29 protein-coding genes are annotated in these 15,408 nt (G+C 61.8%); 19 read left to right on the top strand and 10 right to left on the bottom strand.

The features are described from left to right. Window positions 1–8: 8 nt before the first annotated feature. From CYJ10_RS29295 to CYJ10_RS29260, 9 genes are all read right to left on the bottom strand, one after another. The gene (locus CYJ10_RS29295; RefSeq protein WP_180863105.1) at window positions 9–1,085 is read right to left on the bottom strand and encodes a YdaU family protein; all 1,077 of its coding nucleotides are present in this window, start codon (window positions 1,083–1,085) and stop codon (window positions 9–11) included. Continuing rightward, window positions 1,082–1,327, bottom strand: coding sequence for a hypothetical protein (locus tag CYJ10_RS34320; RefSeq protein WP_180863104.1), 246 nt, complete (start codon window positions 1,325–1,327; stop codon window positions 1,082–1,084). The genes CYJ10_RS29295 and CYJ10_RS34320 overlap by 4 nt, the downstream gene beginning before the upstream one ends. Next, a complete protein-coding gene (locus CYJ10_RS29290) occupies window positions 1,324–1,524 on the bottom strand; it encodes a hypothetical protein (protein ID WP_101684949.1) in 201 nt (66 codons plus the stop codon). Before CYJ10_RS29290 ends, CYJ10_RS34320 begins: the two co-directional genes overlap by 4 nt. Beyond that, window positions 1,521–1,880 carry a nuclease domain-containing protein gene (locus tag CYJ10_RS29285; protein WP_101684948.1) on the bottom strand — a complete coding sequence of 120 codons (360 nt, stop codon included), beginning with the start codon at window positions 1,878–1,880 and terminating at the stop codon, window positions 1,521–1,523. Before CYJ10_RS29285 ends, CYJ10_RS29290 begins: the two co-directional genes overlap by 4 nt. After that, window positions 1,880–2,176 carry a hypothetical protein gene (locus CYJ10_RS29280; protein ID WP_101684947.1) on the bottom strand — a complete coding sequence of 99 codons (297 nt, stop codon included), beginning with the start codon at window positions 2,174–2,176 and terminating at the stop codon, window positions 1,880–1,882. The genes CYJ10_RS29285 and CYJ10_RS29280 overlap by 1 nt, the downstream gene beginning before the upstream one ends. Window positions 2,177–2,186: 10 nt before the next feature. Then, window positions 2,187–2,357: a hypothetical protein gene (locus CYJ10_RS34315; protein WP_180863103.1), complete on the bottom strand. Its 171-nt coding sequence runs from the start codon at window positions 2,355–2,357 to the stop codon at window positions 2,187–2,189. Beyond that, the gene (locus CYJ10_RS29275) at window positions 2,354–2,599 is read right to left on the bottom strand and encodes a hypothetical protein (protein ID WP_101684946.1); all 246 of its coding nucleotides are present in this window, start codon (window positions 2,597–2,599) and stop codon (window positions 2,354–2,356) included. The genes CYJ10_RS34315 and CYJ10_RS29275 overlap by 4 nt, the downstream gene beginning before the upstream one ends. Beyond that, a complete protein-coding gene (locus tag CYJ10_RS29270) occupies window positions 2,596–2,886 on the bottom strand; it encodes a hypothetical protein (protein WP_257993591.1) in 291 nt (96 codons plus the stop codon). The genes CYJ10_RS29275 and CYJ10_RS29270 overlap by 4 nt, the downstream gene beginning before the upstream one ends. A gap of 418 nt (window positions 2,887–3,304) precedes the next feature. Continuing rightward, the gene (locus CYJ10_RS29260) at window positions 3,305–3,541 is read right to left on the bottom strand and encodes a transcriptional regulator (protein ID WP_101684943.1); all 237 of its coding nucleotides are present in this window, start codon (window positions 3,539–3,541) and stop codon (window positions 3,305–3,307) included. Between the two features lie 129 nt (window positions 3,542–3,670). Here CYJ10_RS29260 and CYJ10_RS29255 point away from each other — a divergent pair, with 129 nt between their 5' ends. The 17 genes from CYJ10_RS29255 to CYJ10_RS29180 all read left to right on the top strand — a co-directional run bounded on the left by CYJ10_RS29255 (window position 3,671) and on the right by CYJ10_RS29180 (window position 13,039). Then, complete coding sequence (locus CYJ10_RS29255) at window positions 3,671–4,141, top strand: hypothetical protein (protein ID WP_146002142.1); 471 nt, start codon at window positions 3,671–3,673, stop codon at window positions 4,139–4,141. 20 nt (window positions 4,142–4,161) lie between these two features. Then, window positions 4,162–4,575, top strand: coding sequence for a hypothetical protein (locus CYJ10_RS29250; RefSeq protein ID WP_146002141.1), 414 nt, complete (start codon window positions 4,162–4,164; stop codon window positions 4,573–4,575). A 627-nt stretch (window positions 4,576–5,202) separates the two neighbouring features. Next, a complete protein-coding gene (locus tag CYJ10_RS29245; protein ID WP_101684940.1) occupies window positions 5,203–5,625 on the top strand; it encodes a hypothetical protein in 423 nt (140 codons plus the stop codon). Then, window positions 5,622–5,858, top strand: a complete 237-nt coding sequence (locus CYJ10_RS29240) for a hypothetical protein (protein ID WP_101684939.1) — start codon at window positions 5,622–5,624, stop codon at window positions 5,856–5,858. Before CYJ10_RS29245 ends, CYJ10_RS29240 begins: the two co-directional genes overlap by 4 nt. Further along, window positions 5,855–6,499: a hypothetical protein gene (locus CYJ10_RS29235; RefSeq protein WP_101684938.1), complete on the top strand. Its 645-nt coding sequence runs from the start codon at window positions 5,855–5,857 to the stop codon at window positions 6,497–6,499. The genes CYJ10_RS29240 and CYJ10_RS29235 overlap by 4 nt, the downstream gene beginning before the upstream one ends. Beyond that, the gene (locus tag CYJ10_RS29230) at window positions 6,496–6,732 is read left to right on the top strand and encodes a hypothetical protein (protein WP_101684937.1); all 237 of its coding nucleotides are present in this window, start codon (window positions 6,496–6,498) and stop codon (window positions 6,730–6,732) included. The genes CYJ10_RS29235 and CYJ10_RS29230 overlap by 4 nt, the downstream gene beginning before the upstream one ends. Next, complete coding sequence (locus CYJ10_RS35000; RefSeq protein ID WP_257993590.1) at window positions 6,729–6,854, top strand: hypothetical protein; 126 nt, start codon at window positions 6,729–6,731, stop codon at window positions 6,852–6,854. Before CYJ10_RS29230 ends, CYJ10_RS35000 begins: the two co-directional genes overlap by 4 nt. Before the next feature lie 118 nt (window positions 6,855–6,972). Then, window positions 6,973–8,112: a hypothetical protein gene (locus CYJ10_RS29225; protein ID WP_101684936.1), complete on the top strand. Its 1,140-nt coding sequence runs from the start codon at window positions 6,973–6,975 to the stop codon at window positions 8,110–8,112. 13 nt (window positions 8,113–8,125) lie between these two features. After that, window positions 8,126–8,440: a hypothetical protein gene (locus tag CYJ10_RS29220; protein ID WP_101684935.1), complete on the top strand. Its 315-nt coding sequence runs from the start codon at window positions 8,126–8,128 to the stop codon at window positions 8,438–8,440. A gap of 121 nt (window positions 8,441–8,561) precedes the next feature. Then, a complete protein-coding gene (locus tag CYJ10_RS29215; protein ID WP_101684934.1) occupies window positions 8,562–8,921 on the top strand; it encodes a DUF1566 domain-containing protein in 360 nt (119 codons plus the stop codon). Window positions 8,922–8,951: 30 nt separating this feature from the next. Further along, window positions 8,952–9,413, top strand: coding sequence for a DUF1566 domain-containing protein (locus tag CYJ10_RS29210; protein WP_101684933.1), 462 nt, complete (start codon window positions 8,952–8,954; stop codon window positions 9,411–9,413). A 14-nt stretch (window positions 9,414–9,427) separates the two neighbouring features. After that, window positions 9,428–9,802, top strand: coding sequence for a four helix bundle protein (locus tag CYJ10_RS29205; RefSeq protein ID WP_101684932.1), 375 nt, complete (start codon window positions 9,428–9,430; stop codon window positions 9,800–9,802). Further along, entirely contained in the window at window positions 9,795–11,153 is a 1,359-nt protein-coding gene (locus tag CYJ10_RS29200) for an RNA-directed DNA polymerase (RefSeq protein WP_101684931.1), read from the top strand. The genes CYJ10_RS29205 and CYJ10_RS29200 overlap by 8 nt, the downstream gene beginning before the upstream one ends. Next, on the top strand, window positions 11,150–11,452 hold the full coding sequence (locus CYJ10_RS29195) for a hypothetical protein (RefSeq protein ID WP_101684930.1): 303 nt from the start codon (window positions 11,150–11,152) through the stop codon (window positions 11,450–11,452). Before CYJ10_RS29200 ends, CYJ10_RS29195 begins: the two co-directional genes overlap by 4 nt. Then, on the top strand, window positions 11,449–12,237 hold the full coding sequence (locus CYJ10_RS29190) for a hypothetical protein (RefSeq protein WP_101684929.1): 789 nt from the start codon (window positions 11,449–11,451) through the stop codon (window positions 12,235–12,237). The genes CYJ10_RS29195 and CYJ10_RS29190 overlap by 4 nt, the downstream gene beginning before the upstream one ends. Beyond that, the gene (locus CYJ10_RS29185; RefSeq protein WP_101684928.1) at window positions 12,238–12,747 is read left to right on the top strand and encodes a hypothetical protein; all 510 of its coding nucleotides are present in this window, start codon (window positions 12,238–12,240) and stop codon (window positions 12,745–12,747) included. Window positions 12,748–12,754: 7 nt separating this feature from the next. Then, on the top strand, window positions 12,755–13,039 hold the full coding sequence (locus tag CYJ10_RS29180) for a hypothetical protein (RefSeq protein ID WP_101684927.1): 285 nt from the start codon (window positions 12,755–12,757) through the stop codon (window positions 13,037–13,039). Between the two features lie 20 nt (window positions 13,040–13,059). Here the strand turns inward: CYJ10_RS29180 and CYJ10_RS29175 are convergent, their stop codons facing one another. Beyond that, a complete protein-coding gene (locus CYJ10_RS29175; RefSeq protein ID WP_101684926.1) occupies window positions 13,060–13,389 on the bottom strand; it encodes a hypothetical protein in 330 nt (109 codons plus the stop codon). Between the two features lie 32 nt (window positions 13,390–13,421). Between CYJ10_RS29175 and CYJ10_RS29170 the strand changes: the two genes are divergently transcribed. Together CYJ10_RS29170 and CYJ10_RS29165 are read left to right on the top strand one after the other, a co-directional pair. Next, window positions 13,422–13,961: a hypothetical protein gene (locus CYJ10_RS29170; RefSeq protein ID WP_101684925.1), complete on the top strand. Its 540-nt coding sequence runs from the start codon at window positions 13,422–13,424 to the stop codon at window positions 13,959–13,961. A 168-nt stretch (window positions 13,962–14,129) separates the two neighbouring features. After that, window positions 14,130–15,359, top strand: coding sequence for an Arm DNA-binding domain-containing protein (locus CYJ10_RS29165; protein WP_101684924.1), 1,230 nt, complete (start codon window positions 14,130–14,132; stop codon window positions 15,357–15,359). The last annotated feature ends 49 nt before the right edge of the window (window positions 15,360–15,408 follow it).

The following is a 15,408-nucleotide window of genomic DNA, read 5'->3' as shown; positions in this document are numbered from 1 at the left end:
GATCTCCCTTAGGCGGCGTCACCGATGGGCGGGAAGCCATACACGTACTCATAGTCCCCCGCATATCGCGAACTCCGCTCCTTCATCAGTCGGTTGAAATACCATTCGCGCCAAGGCCCCTCACCGGCCGCCTTAATCACGCGAGGCATGTAGTCGTGCAGCTGCTCCCCCTTGGCCGCCTGGCGCTTCACCCCAAGCCGAGCACCCTCGGTCTCCCAGACGGACGCGCCGCCCATCCACCACTGGTCCGGCTCGGCAGTGGAGCCGCCCGCGCTCGACGTAGGCACATCGCCGGTAAGAGCCTTGGCGGCCTTCTCTCGCGCCGTGACGATCATCGACAGGATGTACTTGGCGTTAGGCGAGTCGCCCGGCTTCTTCTGCCGGAACACGTCCACGGTTTCCGTGATCTCCAGATCCGTCACAGACAGGCGGACCATGTCCAGGACCTCAGCGGAATTGCTGGTCACCGGCATGCCGTGCTGGCGCAGCAGGATGCGGATCTGCACCGGCCTCGCGTTTTCCTCGCCGGTCTGCTTGTTCTGCAGATGCGATGTGGCGTGGTCCCCGCCTTGCGCGATACCACCGGGGTTCACCACACCACTAACCTCTGAAGTAGTAGGTGATGGTGATGGTGAAGGGCATTGCTCAAGCATTGCTTCATGCAATGCTTCGGGTACTGCTTCAGGCAATGCTCCGGGCATGCTTGTGGCAATGCTTGGAGCATTGCCTGAAGACTGCTTACCCCATCTCTTTTGTGCTGCTACGGTGGCCTTTGCCACTGCCACGTTCTTACGCTTCTGGCATTCCTCAAGCTCATGGTCGATGCGCTTTTGGTGCAGGAGCCCGTCGACCTCGGTAAAGAACCGCAGCACAGCCGGACGACACTTCTTCCAAGCGGCAGGTGCCAGACGCGCGATCTGGGCCAGGGTAGCGTCGTCATTGGGCGGCGGCCCATTGCGCCAGTAGTCCATGAGCAGCAGCAGGTATGCCCCATGCTGCTCCGTCGTCAGGCGCCCGGTGTCCGCCAGGTAGTCGCCGATGAACAGCGGCATCCAGACGTCGGCCTTGTCTTTCGCCTTGCTCATGCGGCCCCTCGCCCTTGCATGTAGCCACACGGATACTCGGTGCGCTGGTTGGATCGCCCGATCGCCGTATAGCCGGCGTCCGTGATCTCCAGCCCACCATTGGCGCCCCAGCGCATCAGCCCTGCCTTGATGCATGCAATGAGCGTGGGCGTGCGGAAGCTGCGAAATTCGCCGCTGCTGGCCTTTTCCGCCTGCACTTCGAGTGCGCGGCGCATCGGTTTGGTGATCTTCGATTTGCTCATTCGCGCGCCTCGTCGGGATCGCCCCAGCCAGACTGAACCTTGGCTTGGTAGCGGGTATAGCCTTCCTCGATCATGTCGCGGTAGCGCTGGTATGTTTCGTCGATGCCCGGGTAGTAACAGTCCTTGCACCAACGAGAGCCGAAGACCTGGACGGGGCCACGGCATTTCAGGCAGGCATACGGGTATGGGATGCTCATGCAGCCTCCTCGATGCGCGCCGCCGGCACGCCGTACAGCCGTTCACGGTACGGGCCCCAGCGGTTATAGCCGACGTCCCAGCGGGCGATCTTCTGGCCTTTCGTGAAGCGATTGCCCTGGTCGAGCTCGTAGTGGCACCAGAAGCAGGCCGGTACCGTCATCCGGTCGTCAGCCTTGATGCCCCTCCCCTTGCCGTGCTTCAGCTGGTTGGAGTGGGCCGGCACGACGGTGTCGGGGTCGTTGCGGCAAATGCCGGGGAAGCGGAGATAGCACTGCTGGCCGTGACACAGGAGGTCCGGGTGCAGCAGCGGATTGACGCGGATGGCCTTGCCATTCGCAACGATGACGACCTGCATCAGAACAGCGCCCCCTGCGGATGCGGGCGGCGGACCGGCTTGATGGTGCGGCCGGTGATCCGGCAGGCACGGGACGGCGCGCGCTCCAGCTCGCCGAGCTCCTCCCGCAACTCGTTGACGCGACCGCTAACGATGTTGACGGGCAGACCGGTCAATTCGCACAGCTCCTGCAGCGAGTAGTCTGCCGGGTGCGGCTCGATCACCAGCATGATCTGGCGCTGTCTCTTGCCGACCGTGCCGTCCTTCTTGATGTCCCGGTAGGTCCGGATGCTGCTGTCCGCGACTTGCGTGTGCATGCCCTCTCCCCTACGCCTGGCGCACGGCGCCCTTGTGTTTCTCGGTCATGAAGCCGGACGTCCACTCAAGGTGAGAGTCGGTCTGGGGGAAATGCGGGTTGTCCGATTCCTCCTTCCCTTTGCGGAAGGCCTCGGCGCCCTGGTCGCGCACGTCAGCGCGCGTCATCAGTTCGTGGATCACGAATTGCCCTCCGATGCGTCCCTGCTTGTCCCTGCCTGTCCCAAGTTGGGCCGCATCTTTGCGGACATCTGGGCGGCGTAAACGTGGCCGTAAGCCCCGCGCCGGACTTGAATTCCGAGGTAATCCGCCACGGGCGTGCCCTCTTTGCCCGCACGCAGAACCATGTCGGCCGCTTCTTCCGTAGAAAGCGCAACGCTGAGGATCTTCTGTTCCAAATCAGGGGTATTGCGCTCGCCGCTCATGCCTGCACCTGCGTCCCAAGTTGGGCCATATCGGCACTGACGCCAACGAGCGACACAGGCAAAGTTCCGACAGCACCACGCAAGGCGAGTCGTACAGCGCGCTGCAGGGCGGCGGAGTCGGAGTCAAACCCACTCATCGCCTTGAATGCCTGGAGCGCGGCGTAGTCGTCGTCGCTGAGGCGCGTCTTAACTTCGTTGCGGTACTCGGATCGCCGGGACATGGTCTTTCCTTCTGGGTATTGCAGCGGCAGGGCCGCGGATTTACGAAACGGGCTCTTGTCGCCCAAACCGGCAGAAGCTTCTACCGGCAAAACACAGACACATCTGCATAGAGGCAATGACACACTCAACCGCATGTACACGTACGCCGAACGCCTCCGATGGGCCATGCAACAGACAGAGCCGCCGACCTCTCGTCGCGCACTGGCTTTGCTCATCGGCGTTCAGTACCAATCCGTCCAGTACCTGGCTGACCCGAACCGCAACGCGACGGGGAGCCGCCACACAGAGGCCATTGCGCGCGCCCTTGGCGTATCTGCCCAATGGCTCGCGACTGGAAAAGGCAAACCCCAACGGGGCCGACGCCAGCCAGTCGACCAACGCCTTCAACTACAGGACTGCATTCGCGCAACGCGCGAGCTACTTGCGCGACTGGAACGCATCGCACAAGCACTGGAAGACGGCCAGACCGGCAACTGACGAAGGTCACTGCCCGGCAACAGCGCCCTCAAGCTCCGGCCAATGCTCGTGCCAATCGTCAGGACGCTGCTCGCGACGAGGGAGGCCGAGATTGGTTTCCAGGGCGCGCCAGTACTTCGTCGGGATCGGGCCGCCCTTTTCTAGGTAATACGAGACCGTCTGTTGGGTTACGCCGAGGAGCGCGCCAAGTTTTTCTTGGGAGTGCGCTAGGCGAACGGCCTTTTGCCACGGACTGTCTTGCATTCGATTGCCCTGTCGTGTCTACAAATACATTTGTAGCACGCTACAAGCCAATTTGCAAGACGACACAACAAAATGCTTTGTATGTCTACATATGCAGAACGCCTCGCATTGGCCATGTCCGTGCGGGGCATGAGCCCCCACACTGACCAGAGCCAGCTGGCCCGGCGGGTGGGTATGGGCTGCAAGCCGCAGAACATCCAGCACCTTCTTGACCCCAACAAGAACGCGAAATCGAGCAAGTACACCCCGCGAATCGCAGAGGTCCTGCAGATCGATCCGCAGTGGCTGTCCTATGAGACCGGAACCCCGCCTGTGGCAGGGGTTGATGCCGTCCTTACCAGCTCGGATGGCGAGACAGTGTTTGTTCAGGTGAAGCAAGTTGAACGGGGGGCTGAGCTGCAGGAAATGCAGCGGCGGCACGCTGAGGCGATCTTGTCCAAGCTGAATGGACCGAATCTCACCAAGGCGCTGGCCTTCCTCCAGGAACTGGATTCTTCAGATGCAGGCGGCCAGCCTTCAGAATCCCTCCGCGGCGTTGTCATTGAGGGCGGACAACCCGACCCGGTGGCTGAGTCGCCAAAACAAAGGGCCCACCGATAACCATGCCAAAGATCCGAACCATGCTTCGCGCATCGCTCGCCCTCGCGGTTGGTATCGTACTTTCTCAAGGCCCTGCACGAGCCCAGGAGCCGCCCCAGGCCCGCTCGGATGCCACGCTCTACTTCCAGACGTCCGATTTCTCCGTAATGATTTGCCGATCTGGCGTGGAATCCGCGGTCGCCAACTTCATCTCTCATGGGATCTCCATTGGTGATCAAGTTGCTCATGGCGAATGGCTCCGCGAGCGGAAGGCAGAGCACGCATGCGACACCCTGGAGCCCGGCAAACGCTTCCTGACCGCCCCAGCGACCCCCGTCTATATGCGCAGCATCAACAGCGTTGAGTGGGTGACTAAAGTCCTCGCCCCAGGCGGATCAAAAGTTCTGGGCTACGTTCCCATTCGCTATATCCGCTTTATTGCGCCGGGGCCCTAACCGGCGCCATTCCCAACGCAAGGCCGCCTCAAATGGCGGCCTTTTGCTTTACAGCTACTGCAAACCCCTCTGCCTGCTGGCGTGCAGAAGCTGTTGCATCCCGCTTTTGCGGGGTTATCTCCACTTCACCTACCCGCTATGTGTGTGTCTCGTGAGACCGCCGGACGATTGCATTCGGTGGCAATGGGGTCACAGCAATGGCAAAAGTAGTGAACTTGGGGGCCTACAGGAAAAGTAGGCTCTCGGGTCTGCGCCCACCCGTTCCTCCAGGGGGTGACGCGGACATGATCGTCATTCGTCGGCGCGCGGACGGAACCTACACCGCGCATCTGTCTGGGGCATACGCGTCCTCCCCTCTTCTGGCAATAGAACACGCGAGCGACCTGGCCTCCAGCCTCGCGCGGAAGGAGCGGCTTCTGTAACACTACAATTTATTTTGTAGCAACTTCTTGCGTTTCTACAAATGTGTTTGTAGACTTCCCTCCATCGACGCGCCACGGCGCTCACTGGGAGATAGAGGGATGGAACTGCTCGTACCTATCGGAATCATGGTCTGGACGCTGGTGACGATCATTGTGTCGGTCGTCGGCGTTCAATCCCTTCGCGTTGGCGGTGAGGGCTGAAGCCATGGCCAAGCACCCCACCTACGAACAGATCTTGGCGATGCCGCTCGCACAGCAGGGCGCCGCCCACGCGGAATACAAGCTGCGCGCCCGCCAGGCTGAACTGAAGGCCATGAGCCCGGCGCTACTCCTCCTCGAGGCTGAGCACGCCGCAATCAAGGCCGCCGGCTACGACATCCACGCCGACTCACTCAGTCATGCCTTCCGCGAGAAGCTGACGCTCCACGTCATGGCTTCCATCTTTGATGGTGGCGTGCGCCTGTATAGGGCACTGCTGAAGGCTGGCTTCGTGCTCAGCGAGCGCGACGACACCACTCACACCGCGACGCTTCACTTCAAGAAGGGCCGCCTCCGTCTGCGCATGTACATGGCGCCGAAAGATCTGGCGCGCGCTGAAGCCTATGCAGCGGTCAAGGAGGCAGCATGACGCCCGCCCAAGCCGCCCACCACCAGGCCGATCTGGCCAACGCCTACGCCGAGCTGCTGCTCGAGCTGCAGATGGCCCACACCATCATCAGCAATGCCGCCGGACTGATGTCCACGCTGCAGCGCCAGGTCTGGGCCGAGCGCAATGCGCGCTCCGAGATCAAGGGCCAGATCCCCGCCCGCACCGCCGAGCGCGCCGCCGTCATTTCCAAGTGCAAGGGGTGCGCAGCATGAGCGCCATCTGCAAACATGCCTCCGGCGGCTGCGACTACCCGGCCGGCGAGTGCTCGGGCGCCTGCATGGCGCGTCCCGCCCCCACCGCATATCAGATCGGCCTGTTGCAGCACACGCTCGGCATCAGCGAATGGCAGCGCGAATCGAGGCGCAACCACTTCGTGGCTGGCCGCGGTCACCATGACATGGCGGATCTGGAGAAACTGGAATCGGCTGGCCTGATGATTCGCGGCCACCGCCCCACGTTCTTGCCCGAAGACGACGTCGTCTTCTACACAACGGAAGCTGGGCGCCTGTTGGCCTTCACGTCGCTGCCCGAGCCGCGAAAGCCATCACGCTACGAGGAATACCTGAACGCTGATGGCTGCGCTGGTGACAGCTTCGCCGAGTTCCTGATTGGTAGCCGCGTGCCGAAGTTCGAGACCCGTACACGCTACGACTGCTTCCCGAAGCAATGGACCGGCGGCGATCGCTTTGGCTACCAATACCGCATGTACCGCACTGTCGGCGACGGCTGGCGAGATCGCCGCGACGTAGAGGGTGAATGGCGCAAGACGAAGAAGGAAGCCAAAGCCAGCTACAAGGCCGCGCTGAAGGAGCACCAGCAGCGACAGCGCGAGTACGGGAGGGCCTACGCATGACCACCGTAACCGCCGAGTACCTGATGGGCATTAAGGAAGGCCGCTCGATCCTCAACGGGAACGGCACCGCCGACATCTCAGTGGCGGATCGGCTGGACAACCTGCGCGCCACGATCAAGGGCTTCGGCGCCGACACGCCGGTCGGCCAGATGCTGCGCGGCGAGCGCGATTTCTGGCTGCATCAACAAAAGCTGGCTGTGATGGCGTCGCGTGCAACCGGACCCGCCGCATGAAGCTCCTCCGCGCGATCGCCTTCTGGGTCGGTACCGCCATCGGCGTAATCGCCCTCTCCGGCCTCTACGCCGCTTTCAACCCGGAAGCGCCCACCGCCACCCCTATCTGGAGGCAGTCATGAACACCGAGGTTTTCATGCACGACCACGTGCGCGAGATGCGCGCCAAGGGCTGGAAGCTGAGCGGCCGACTGCTGCCGAACGGCGACCTCGAATACGTCCGCCTCCACTGAGATCTGCCATGGCTAAGACCAAGACCAAACCAACGAATACCGAGTCGCTGATGCTCACCATTACGAGAAAGCACCTGAGCGAGGCCTTCAAGGCCGCCAGCCAGGCGGCACCGTCCAAATCGCCGCTGAATATCCTGACCCATATCAGGCTGCAGGCCACGGAGGAAGTTCAGGCCGTGACATTCACGGGCTCGAACACCCACATGACCGTCCGCGCGACGGTTCCTGCTGAGATCTTCGGGGACTGCATCGACATTTGCCTGCCCGCCGACAAGCTTTCCGCGCTGGTTGGGATGACCGCCGAGGATGTGAGTTTCACGGCGAAGGACGCGAAGGTGATTGCGCGCGCTGGCTCGTGCCGCTTGACCATTCCGTCCCTGCCTGGGCGCGATTTCCCCGAGGCGAGGATTGAAGGTGATCCCGTTGCTGTGCTGGATGCACCGGGCCTTACGGACATGATCCCAACGGTGTCGTTCGCCGTGGCCGGGATGTTCCGCCATGACAAGCCCATCCTGCGAAACCTATGGATCGAGTGCGACGGTGCGGCGGTGCATATGGTCGGCTGCGACAGCTACATGCTGGCCGCGAATTCATTGCTGGTTGCGCCGGCAGAGTTCGGCCAGACCATCTCGCCGTTCGGCGTTTGCCTAGCGGCCGATGGCGCGGATCTGCTCTCGAAGGTTGGCGCGACCCGGTTTGAGATCTACGAGAAGCACATTGTCGGGAGCCGTGACGGGATCCGCATCGAGTGCGGACACCAGGGCGCCAAGTACTTCGATTGGCGCCGGATGATTCCCAAGGCCGACCAGTTCGTCACGTTCTCGCGCGACGAGCTGCTGCAGATCTGCCCTCTGCATCGCGTCTTCGATCAGAAGGGCGTGATCCGCTTCGAGCAAGACGGCGCTGACTGCGCAATCACGATCACCGACGGCATGCAGGCCGTCGACGCCGAAATTCCGGTCAAGGCGCGTAGCGACGAAGCGCACCTAGAGAACTCATTCGACGGCCCGAATCTCCTCCGCCTACTCGGCCAGGTGAAAACCGACGACGTCGCCCTTTCGTGGGCCAGCAAGGAGAAGCAGGACTTCTCCGTCTACCTCCTGCAGGACGGCAGCTGGCGCGGCATTCTCACCTCCCTTCGCGTGTAACGAGGACCCTGACATGACTATCGACGAACTCAAGCGGCAGGCAGCCAAGGCAGCAAGACGCGGCGACGTGGCCAAGATGGACGAGCTTGAACTTGCCTACATCAAGCTGGCCGTTCCGCTCACCGTGGCCGACTCCAGCTATGACGGCGACCGCGCAGTGATCCTCGCTTCGCCGATTCGCCTGTTCCGAGGCGCCGGACCGAATGGTGAAACCCGCATCCAGTGGATGCGCTCCGACGGCATCTATGCAATGTCGGACATCAATGGCCACTTCATTGGCGAGCCCGACGACGCTCCAACGCTCTTCCCGCTCGAAATGGCGGCCTGATCAACCGGGGAAAGCGGCATCGACAGCCCCAAGTCACTAAACACCGTGGGAAGCCTCCGAAACCTCCCCGCCGCAAGTACCCGACCCAACGCAGTACCCACGCAACTCAATAGGACTCCGCATGCAACAACTGCAAATCCCGCCGTTGGCCGAAGGCGAAACCTACGTCGGCGCCATCGGTGACAAGAACGGCGACTTCCACCACGTGATCCTGCTCCCTGGCGATAACGGCGACGCCACGTGGCAAGCCCAGATGGAATGGGCCAAGTCGATTGGCGGCGATCTTCCGAACCGCGTCGAGCAAGCCATGTTGTGGGCCAACTTCCGCGACCAGTTTCAGAAAGATTGGTACTGGAGCAACGAAGTCCACCACAACAACGACGGCTGGGCCTGGTCTCAGACCTTCTACTACGGCACCCAGCGCTACTACCGCCAGGACTACGAGCTTCGCGCTCGCGCCGTCCGCAGATTGCCCATTTAACCCTTCATCCATTCCTCTGGAGCGCACCACATGATCACGCTTGAACAGATCGAGGCCGCACATTCCCTCGTGGCCACAATGATCGAGGACTTCCGCAAGCAGCCGCTGTCGACGGAGTACACCGTCACGGGCGTAAAGATTCTGCTCGCACCTGGCGAACGCTACGCAGGCCTGGTGCTGGGCGAGGACGGAAATCCGGACTACCACCTGATTCTGCTCCCCGGTGAGGTCGAGAGCATCACCTGGAAAGATGCCTGCATCTGGGCCGGTGACCGTGACGCTTCACTGCCCACGCGTCGCGAGCAGTCCCTCCTGTTCGCCAACCTTAAGGGCGAGTTCGAATCGGCTTGGTATTGGTCCGGCGAGAAGCACGATGAGAACGACGGCTGGGCCTGGTTTCAGACCTTCGACTGCGGCGACCAGTACTACTACCCCCAGAGCACCGAGCTTCGCGCTCGCGCCGTCCGCAGATTCATTCCTTCAGTAATTTAACCATTTGAACCACCGTGGCTCTGCACACCCAACTTCCGATCTACAAGGCGGCATACGGTCTTCTGGACGTTGTCACCGACTTGGTCAAGAACATGGCCCGCGATTTCAAGCGCAGCATCGGCGAAAAGATCAACGCCGAGTGCATTGAGATCATGGTGCTCGTGTTCCGCGCCAACGTGGCCGCCGACAAGTCGCCGCACCTGACCGAGTTGCTGGAGCGCCTCCAGGTTATCGAGCTGCTCCTGCGCCTCAGCATGGACAAGCGACTGATCTCACGGCCAGCGTACGCCAAGGCTATTGAGCTCACAACCGGGATTGGCAAGCAGGCCAACGGCTGGAAAAAGTTCGCAAATCGCCCGCTTCACGGAGGTCAAGGCCGCCATGACTGAGCGATCTTTCAATCTGGTCATGCCGCTGGCTCACGAGGCCACCGACAGGCGCATCACGGATACCTCCGGTAGTTTCCGGGTAGCGTCCGGCGCAGTTTCCCAGCTGAGTAATCGGTCGGGCGACGTGGATAGCATGATGGATACGGCTGGGCCTGGTATCAGAACTTCAACAACGGCAACCAGAACAACAACCACCAGAACAACGAGCTTCGCGCTCGCGCCGTCCGCAGATTGGAACGAAAGCGCCCCCTTCTCGTTTTACGAACTGCTGGAAGCCTACATCGACTGCCGCCGCACGAAGCGAAACAGCGTGAGCGCGCTGGCGTTCGAGGTCAATCTGGAACGAAACCTACGCCGCCTGCACGACGAGCTGACCGAGGGCGTTTATACGCCTGGACGATCGAAGTGCTTCGTCATCACGCGGCCGAAGCCCCGTGAAGTATGGGCGGCAGAGTTCCGCGATCGCATCGTTCACCACCTTCTGTACCGCAAGATCGGCCCGCGCTTCGAGCGCTCCTTCATCGCCGACTCCTGCGCCTGCATCAAGGGACGCGGCACCCTGTACGCCGCTCGTCGCCTGGAAGTGAAGGTGCGAAGCATCACGCAGAACTGGTCGCGGCCTGCGTTCTACCTGAAGTGCGATCTAGCCAACTTCTTCGTCAGCATAGACAAGAGCATCCTGCTGCAGCTGCTGCGAGTGAAGATCACTGAGCCGTTCTGGCAATGGCTGACCGAGCTCGTGCTGATGCATGACCCACGGGCTGATTTCGCCTACCTCGGCGATCGCGCGATGATGGGGCTCGTGCCGCCGCACAAGCGACTCATGGAGCAGCCAGCACACCTGGGGCTGCCAATCGGCAACCTCAGCAGCCAGTTCTTCGCGAATGTGTACCTCAATGAGCTGGATCAGTTCGTGAAGCACCAGATCGGCGCGCGGCACTACATCCGCTATGTCGATGATTTCCTGATCCTGCACCAGTCGCCACAGTGGCTGAATGCCGCACTGTCGCGCATCGATGACTTCTTGCCGCGTCAACTTCACGCACGCCTGAACCCAACGAAGACGATCCTGCAAACGGCCGCACGCGGCATCGACTTCGTTGGGCAGGTCGTACGCCCATGGGCGCGCCATACCCGTGGCAGATCGGTGAGCGTAGCAGCGCAGCGCCTGGCACAGATGCCGGCCCCCGATGTTTTCGCCGCAGCCAACAGCTACTTGGGGCTCACCCGCCAAGCAACGGCCAGCCACACGGATCGGGCTCGCCTGGCAAAGGTAATTCGGGGCCGCGGCCACGCCGTGGATTTCGCCCTTACCAAGGCCTATCGCAAGACGGACCGGTGGCAGGCATGACTCAGCTTGCGTTCGCAATCGCCCTGCTCGCTGCGCTCATTGCCGCCATGGCTTGGGGCACCCACCAAACCCTCCGTTGGATGCAACGGATTACAGAAGGAGATCTCCCGATGGGAATCGTCAGCACCGCGACGATGATTGATCGCCTCACCAGGCGAGTCGACAACCGCGACCTCCGCATGGACGACGCTAAGTTTGTCCGTGACCTCAAAGAAAAGCTCAAGCACACGCGCATCGTCGACCTGACCGCCGACGAAGTGGAGAAGCTGGACGCCATCCACGGGAGGCTGTTCCGATGACCCTCGCTGCCATTCGTGACTGGGTCGCAAATGACGGCCTGGCGATCACGTTTCAATCCATGGGGCAGTACCGCACTGCTCTCCTCCGCGCCATCGATCAAGCTTCCGCCTCCTCGCTCCTAGCCGGGGATCGGCTGACGGATGAGCCGACGGTATCTGAAGTTATGCGCGAGTGCGAAGCGTTTGAGGCTGCAATGGTTGACGCGGGGTACAGCAGGCCGGATCTCGGTCGCCATCCCGGTATGTATCGATACCAACGAGATCAGGATCGTTTCACTGGATGGAAGCTAGCCCACGCCATCCTCTCCGACCCTCGCCAGCCTGGGAGCGCATTGGAAGACTCGTTGCGCCTCGACGCCTTGCAGCGTGAATCGTGGAATCTGCGCTGCTTTGACCACGGCAGCGCCTTTGGCGACGGTGACGTCGGCTGGCGAGTGATCGAGCACCACATGGGCAAGCCATACGAACGCACGGTGGCGGAGGTGTTTGAGGACGATCCGCGCGCCGCTATCGATGCCGCGTGCGCGCTGGTCACTGCGCGAGCAGGTATCGCTCCAGGCTGGCAGCCAATCACAGCGCCAGGGCAAGTCACCGTAGGCGACAAGTTGCGCTTCACCATCGGAGATAAGCCGTACAGCGAGACCGTGAAGGAGGTGCTTCACCCGGGCACCGACAAGGAAGAGCTGATCTACAACATGCGCCGCAACTACTACCTGATCACCTCTATGTCGATCAAGAACACCGGCAGCCAGCGGAACGTGCTGTTCGAGAAAAGGGGAAGCTAGATGGCATACGCAATCGGTCAAATCGTCCGACTGACCAAGGACATCATCGAGGACGCTTGCGGCGAGCACCCGGCATTGCTACTGGGAACCAAGGGTGATCTGTGCAAGATCGCTATCCGAGGCGTCTCCAAGCCAGCGTTCGCTTTTGCCGTGGATCGACTGAAAGGCGGATCCTTTGCGGTCAAGGAAGACGAAATCCAAGATGCCCCTGCAAACATCTGGCTGTTCTCGAACGATGACGACTACTGGCTGACCCGCGAAACAGATCCCGCGAAGGTGCTGGCCGAGTACCTGGAGTGCTTTGGCCCCATGGATCCGAGCGAGATCGGCTGCACGACGCCGAAAGGTAAGCCGGCGGATGTGCCGTGCATGCTCTCAGCGGACAGGCTGGCGCTTTGCACCTTTACCAATGAGGACGGAACCAAGGAGCCGTTCGCAGTCGCCACCGCTAAGCAAGTGGCAATGCCGGATACGGTTTTGCCCTATCTCTTCGCCAGTGCGAATTTCTGAGGCCACCATGCGCATTCACATCACTATCGGAAGCGCGCGACGTCCCAAGCCCCGGGTCGGCGATCGGAAGCTGATTCGTGGCGTCGAGCACATTCGTGTGTTCAAGTACGCGACGGACACGCACGGCCGGCGCATCGGCTTCGACTGCACCGGTGGCCGTCAACTCTATGAATGGGTGCCCGTCTCCGAGGCTCGCTCATACGGAGCCGCCCATCACTGGACGCCGGAAGAGCGTGCGAAGTACGAGAACGAGTATCCGAGCGTACATATGCAACAGCGAGGAGCGGCGTGATGTTGGATACTGCCTATGCCCTACCTATCAAGAACGTGGTCGTCTGCGATCACGAGAAACGGCTCAGGTCCGCTGTCGGGGCTGTAATCCACCAACCGCGCATTGAGCAAGCGCCTCAAACCATTGCGAAGGCGACTAAGCTCCGCTCCTTCAGCAGCCTGCACCGCGCCCACAACGTCGCGCGTGACCTGAATGGCGATGGGCGTCGCCCTTCGGTTTGGGCGACCTTCGACGGGCGCACGCCAGGAGCACTGGAGCACGTTTCCATCGGCCCCGGTCAGTACCAATTCCACGTCTTGATTGGTAACTTCATCGATCACAGGCTTTGCCCAGTCGCTCAACATGGCCATACAGGTCTCCTGAGTTTTCGGAGGATCGTAGCATGAACATCCCCGACAACCTCACCCTCTACTCGACCGTCCATGGCCACGGCGCCAACGGCCTGGCGTTCTACCGCTATGCCGATCAGGATGGCTTTGGCGTCCACCTGGACGCGCGCCGCGAGTCGTTTGGCAAACCCTTCGTCGAGTCGTACTGGCTCGACGCCCTGCCCGATCAGCGGTTCCCCACCCTGCTCGCCCTCCAGCTGGCCGCCGAGGCGCTGACAGACGACCAGGTGGCCGCCGAGCGCGGGAAGTATCCGCAGATCCGCAACTCGCGGCCGGTGGGCGAACGGAGCTACCAGAACAAATGCCGACTCTGCCCGCGGGAGGATGCCCGCCCCGGCGCCCTGATCGTCTATCTGGCTCGGAACTGGAATCCGGTGACGGACCACCGCGCGGAGTTGTGCGAGCGGCACAAGGACATGGCAGACGACCCTGCCGGCCTGGACACCGCTATCAAGGCGGAGGTCGCCCGGCGCGCGGCCAAGGCGGCGCCGTTCCTTGAATCCCTGCGCTCCGCCGCGTGCCCGGACAGATGAGGCCACCATGGTACGCTTTGTAACAATCGCCAAGTTCTGCGAGCTCACCGGCCTCACGGCAGCTGCCGTCTACACTCGCAAGTGCAAGGGCATCTGGCCCGAGGGCGGCGTCTGGCGCTATGCCCCGGGCTCCAAGAAGATTCTGATTGACCTCGACGGATACGAAAAATGGGTCGAAAAGGGACAGGAGTCGCTATCGTTTCAGACTCCAGCTATGAAATCACCTTCCCTTACAAGGGGAAGCGGTGCCGCGAGCGTATCAGGACGAAGCCCTCGCCTGCCAATACTCGAAAGCTAGAGCAGTTCCGCGCCGCGATCATGCATGCGATCGAGAAAGGCGAGTTCAACTACGCCGAGACCTTTCCCCAGTCCAAGCACGCCGCGGAACTGGCCGAGCGTCCCGGCGACGCCCTCACGGTCGAGTCCTATTTCGACACCTGGCTGAAACGGAAGAAGGTCGAGCTGAAGGCCTCCACCCACACCGGCTACGAGCTGATCGTGAACCGGTGGGTCATCCCCAAGTTCGGCAAGCTGCCGCTCTCCGAGCTGAAGCGCGCGGCGATCCGCGACTGGCTGGCCGTCATCGACGACGCCAAGGAAAAGAAGGTCTCGAATAAGCGGCTATCGAACATCCAGAGCTGCATGCGCTCCGCCCTGGGCGATGCCGCAGCCGACGAGATCATCGACGCAAACCCCCTCGCCGGCTACACCTACGCCCGCGCCGAGCGCCCGGCGCCAGATGGCGAGGACACCGACGAGATCGACCCGCTGTCGCCCGCCGAGCAGTCAGCCGTGCTGGAAAAACTGCGTACGGGTGACTCCAACATGATCCGGTTCGCCCTGTGGACCGGCATGCGCACGTCCGAGCTGATCGCGCTGAACTGGTCCGACATCGACTTCGTGGACGGCTACGTGCGCGTCCGTCGCGCGCTGACCCGCGAAGCCAAGGGCGTGGTCGAGTTTCCCAAAACGAACGCCGGCCGCCGGGACATCCGCCTTCTGGCGCCGGCCGCCGCCGCGCTGGAGGCGCAGAAGCCACTCACCTTCCTGGCTGAGTTGGACGGCCCAGTTTTCAAGACGAACGCGGGGGAGCGGTTTTCGGGGTCGCACCAGATCTGGCGCATCTGGCGGTCAGCACTGAAGCGCGCCGGCGTCCGGTACCGGAATCCGTACCAGACCAGGCACACGTACGCCTCGATGATGCTGTCGGCTGGCGAGCATCCGATGTGGGTGGCAAAGCAGATGGGGCACGCTGACTGGACGATGATCGCCCGCGTGTATGGCCGCTGGATGCCGTCGGCTGACGCCGAGGCAGGGAATCGGGCCGTGAAGAAGTTCGCCGGAAATGCTGGCAAAAATGCTGGCAAATCGGCCGCAAAACTGGCAAAAACTGGCTAAATTTTTGCCGGTTTCAACATCGAAAACTGTTTAAAATCAAACAGTTAGT

The organism is Cupriavidus pauculus, from assembly GCF_002858765.1.
Taxonomy (GTDB): Bacteria; Pseudomonadota; Gammaproteobacteria; order Burkholderiales; family Burkholderiaceae; genus Cupriavidus; species Cupriavidus pauculus_B.
This window is presented reverse-complemented; position numbering and strand designations above follow the sequence as displayed.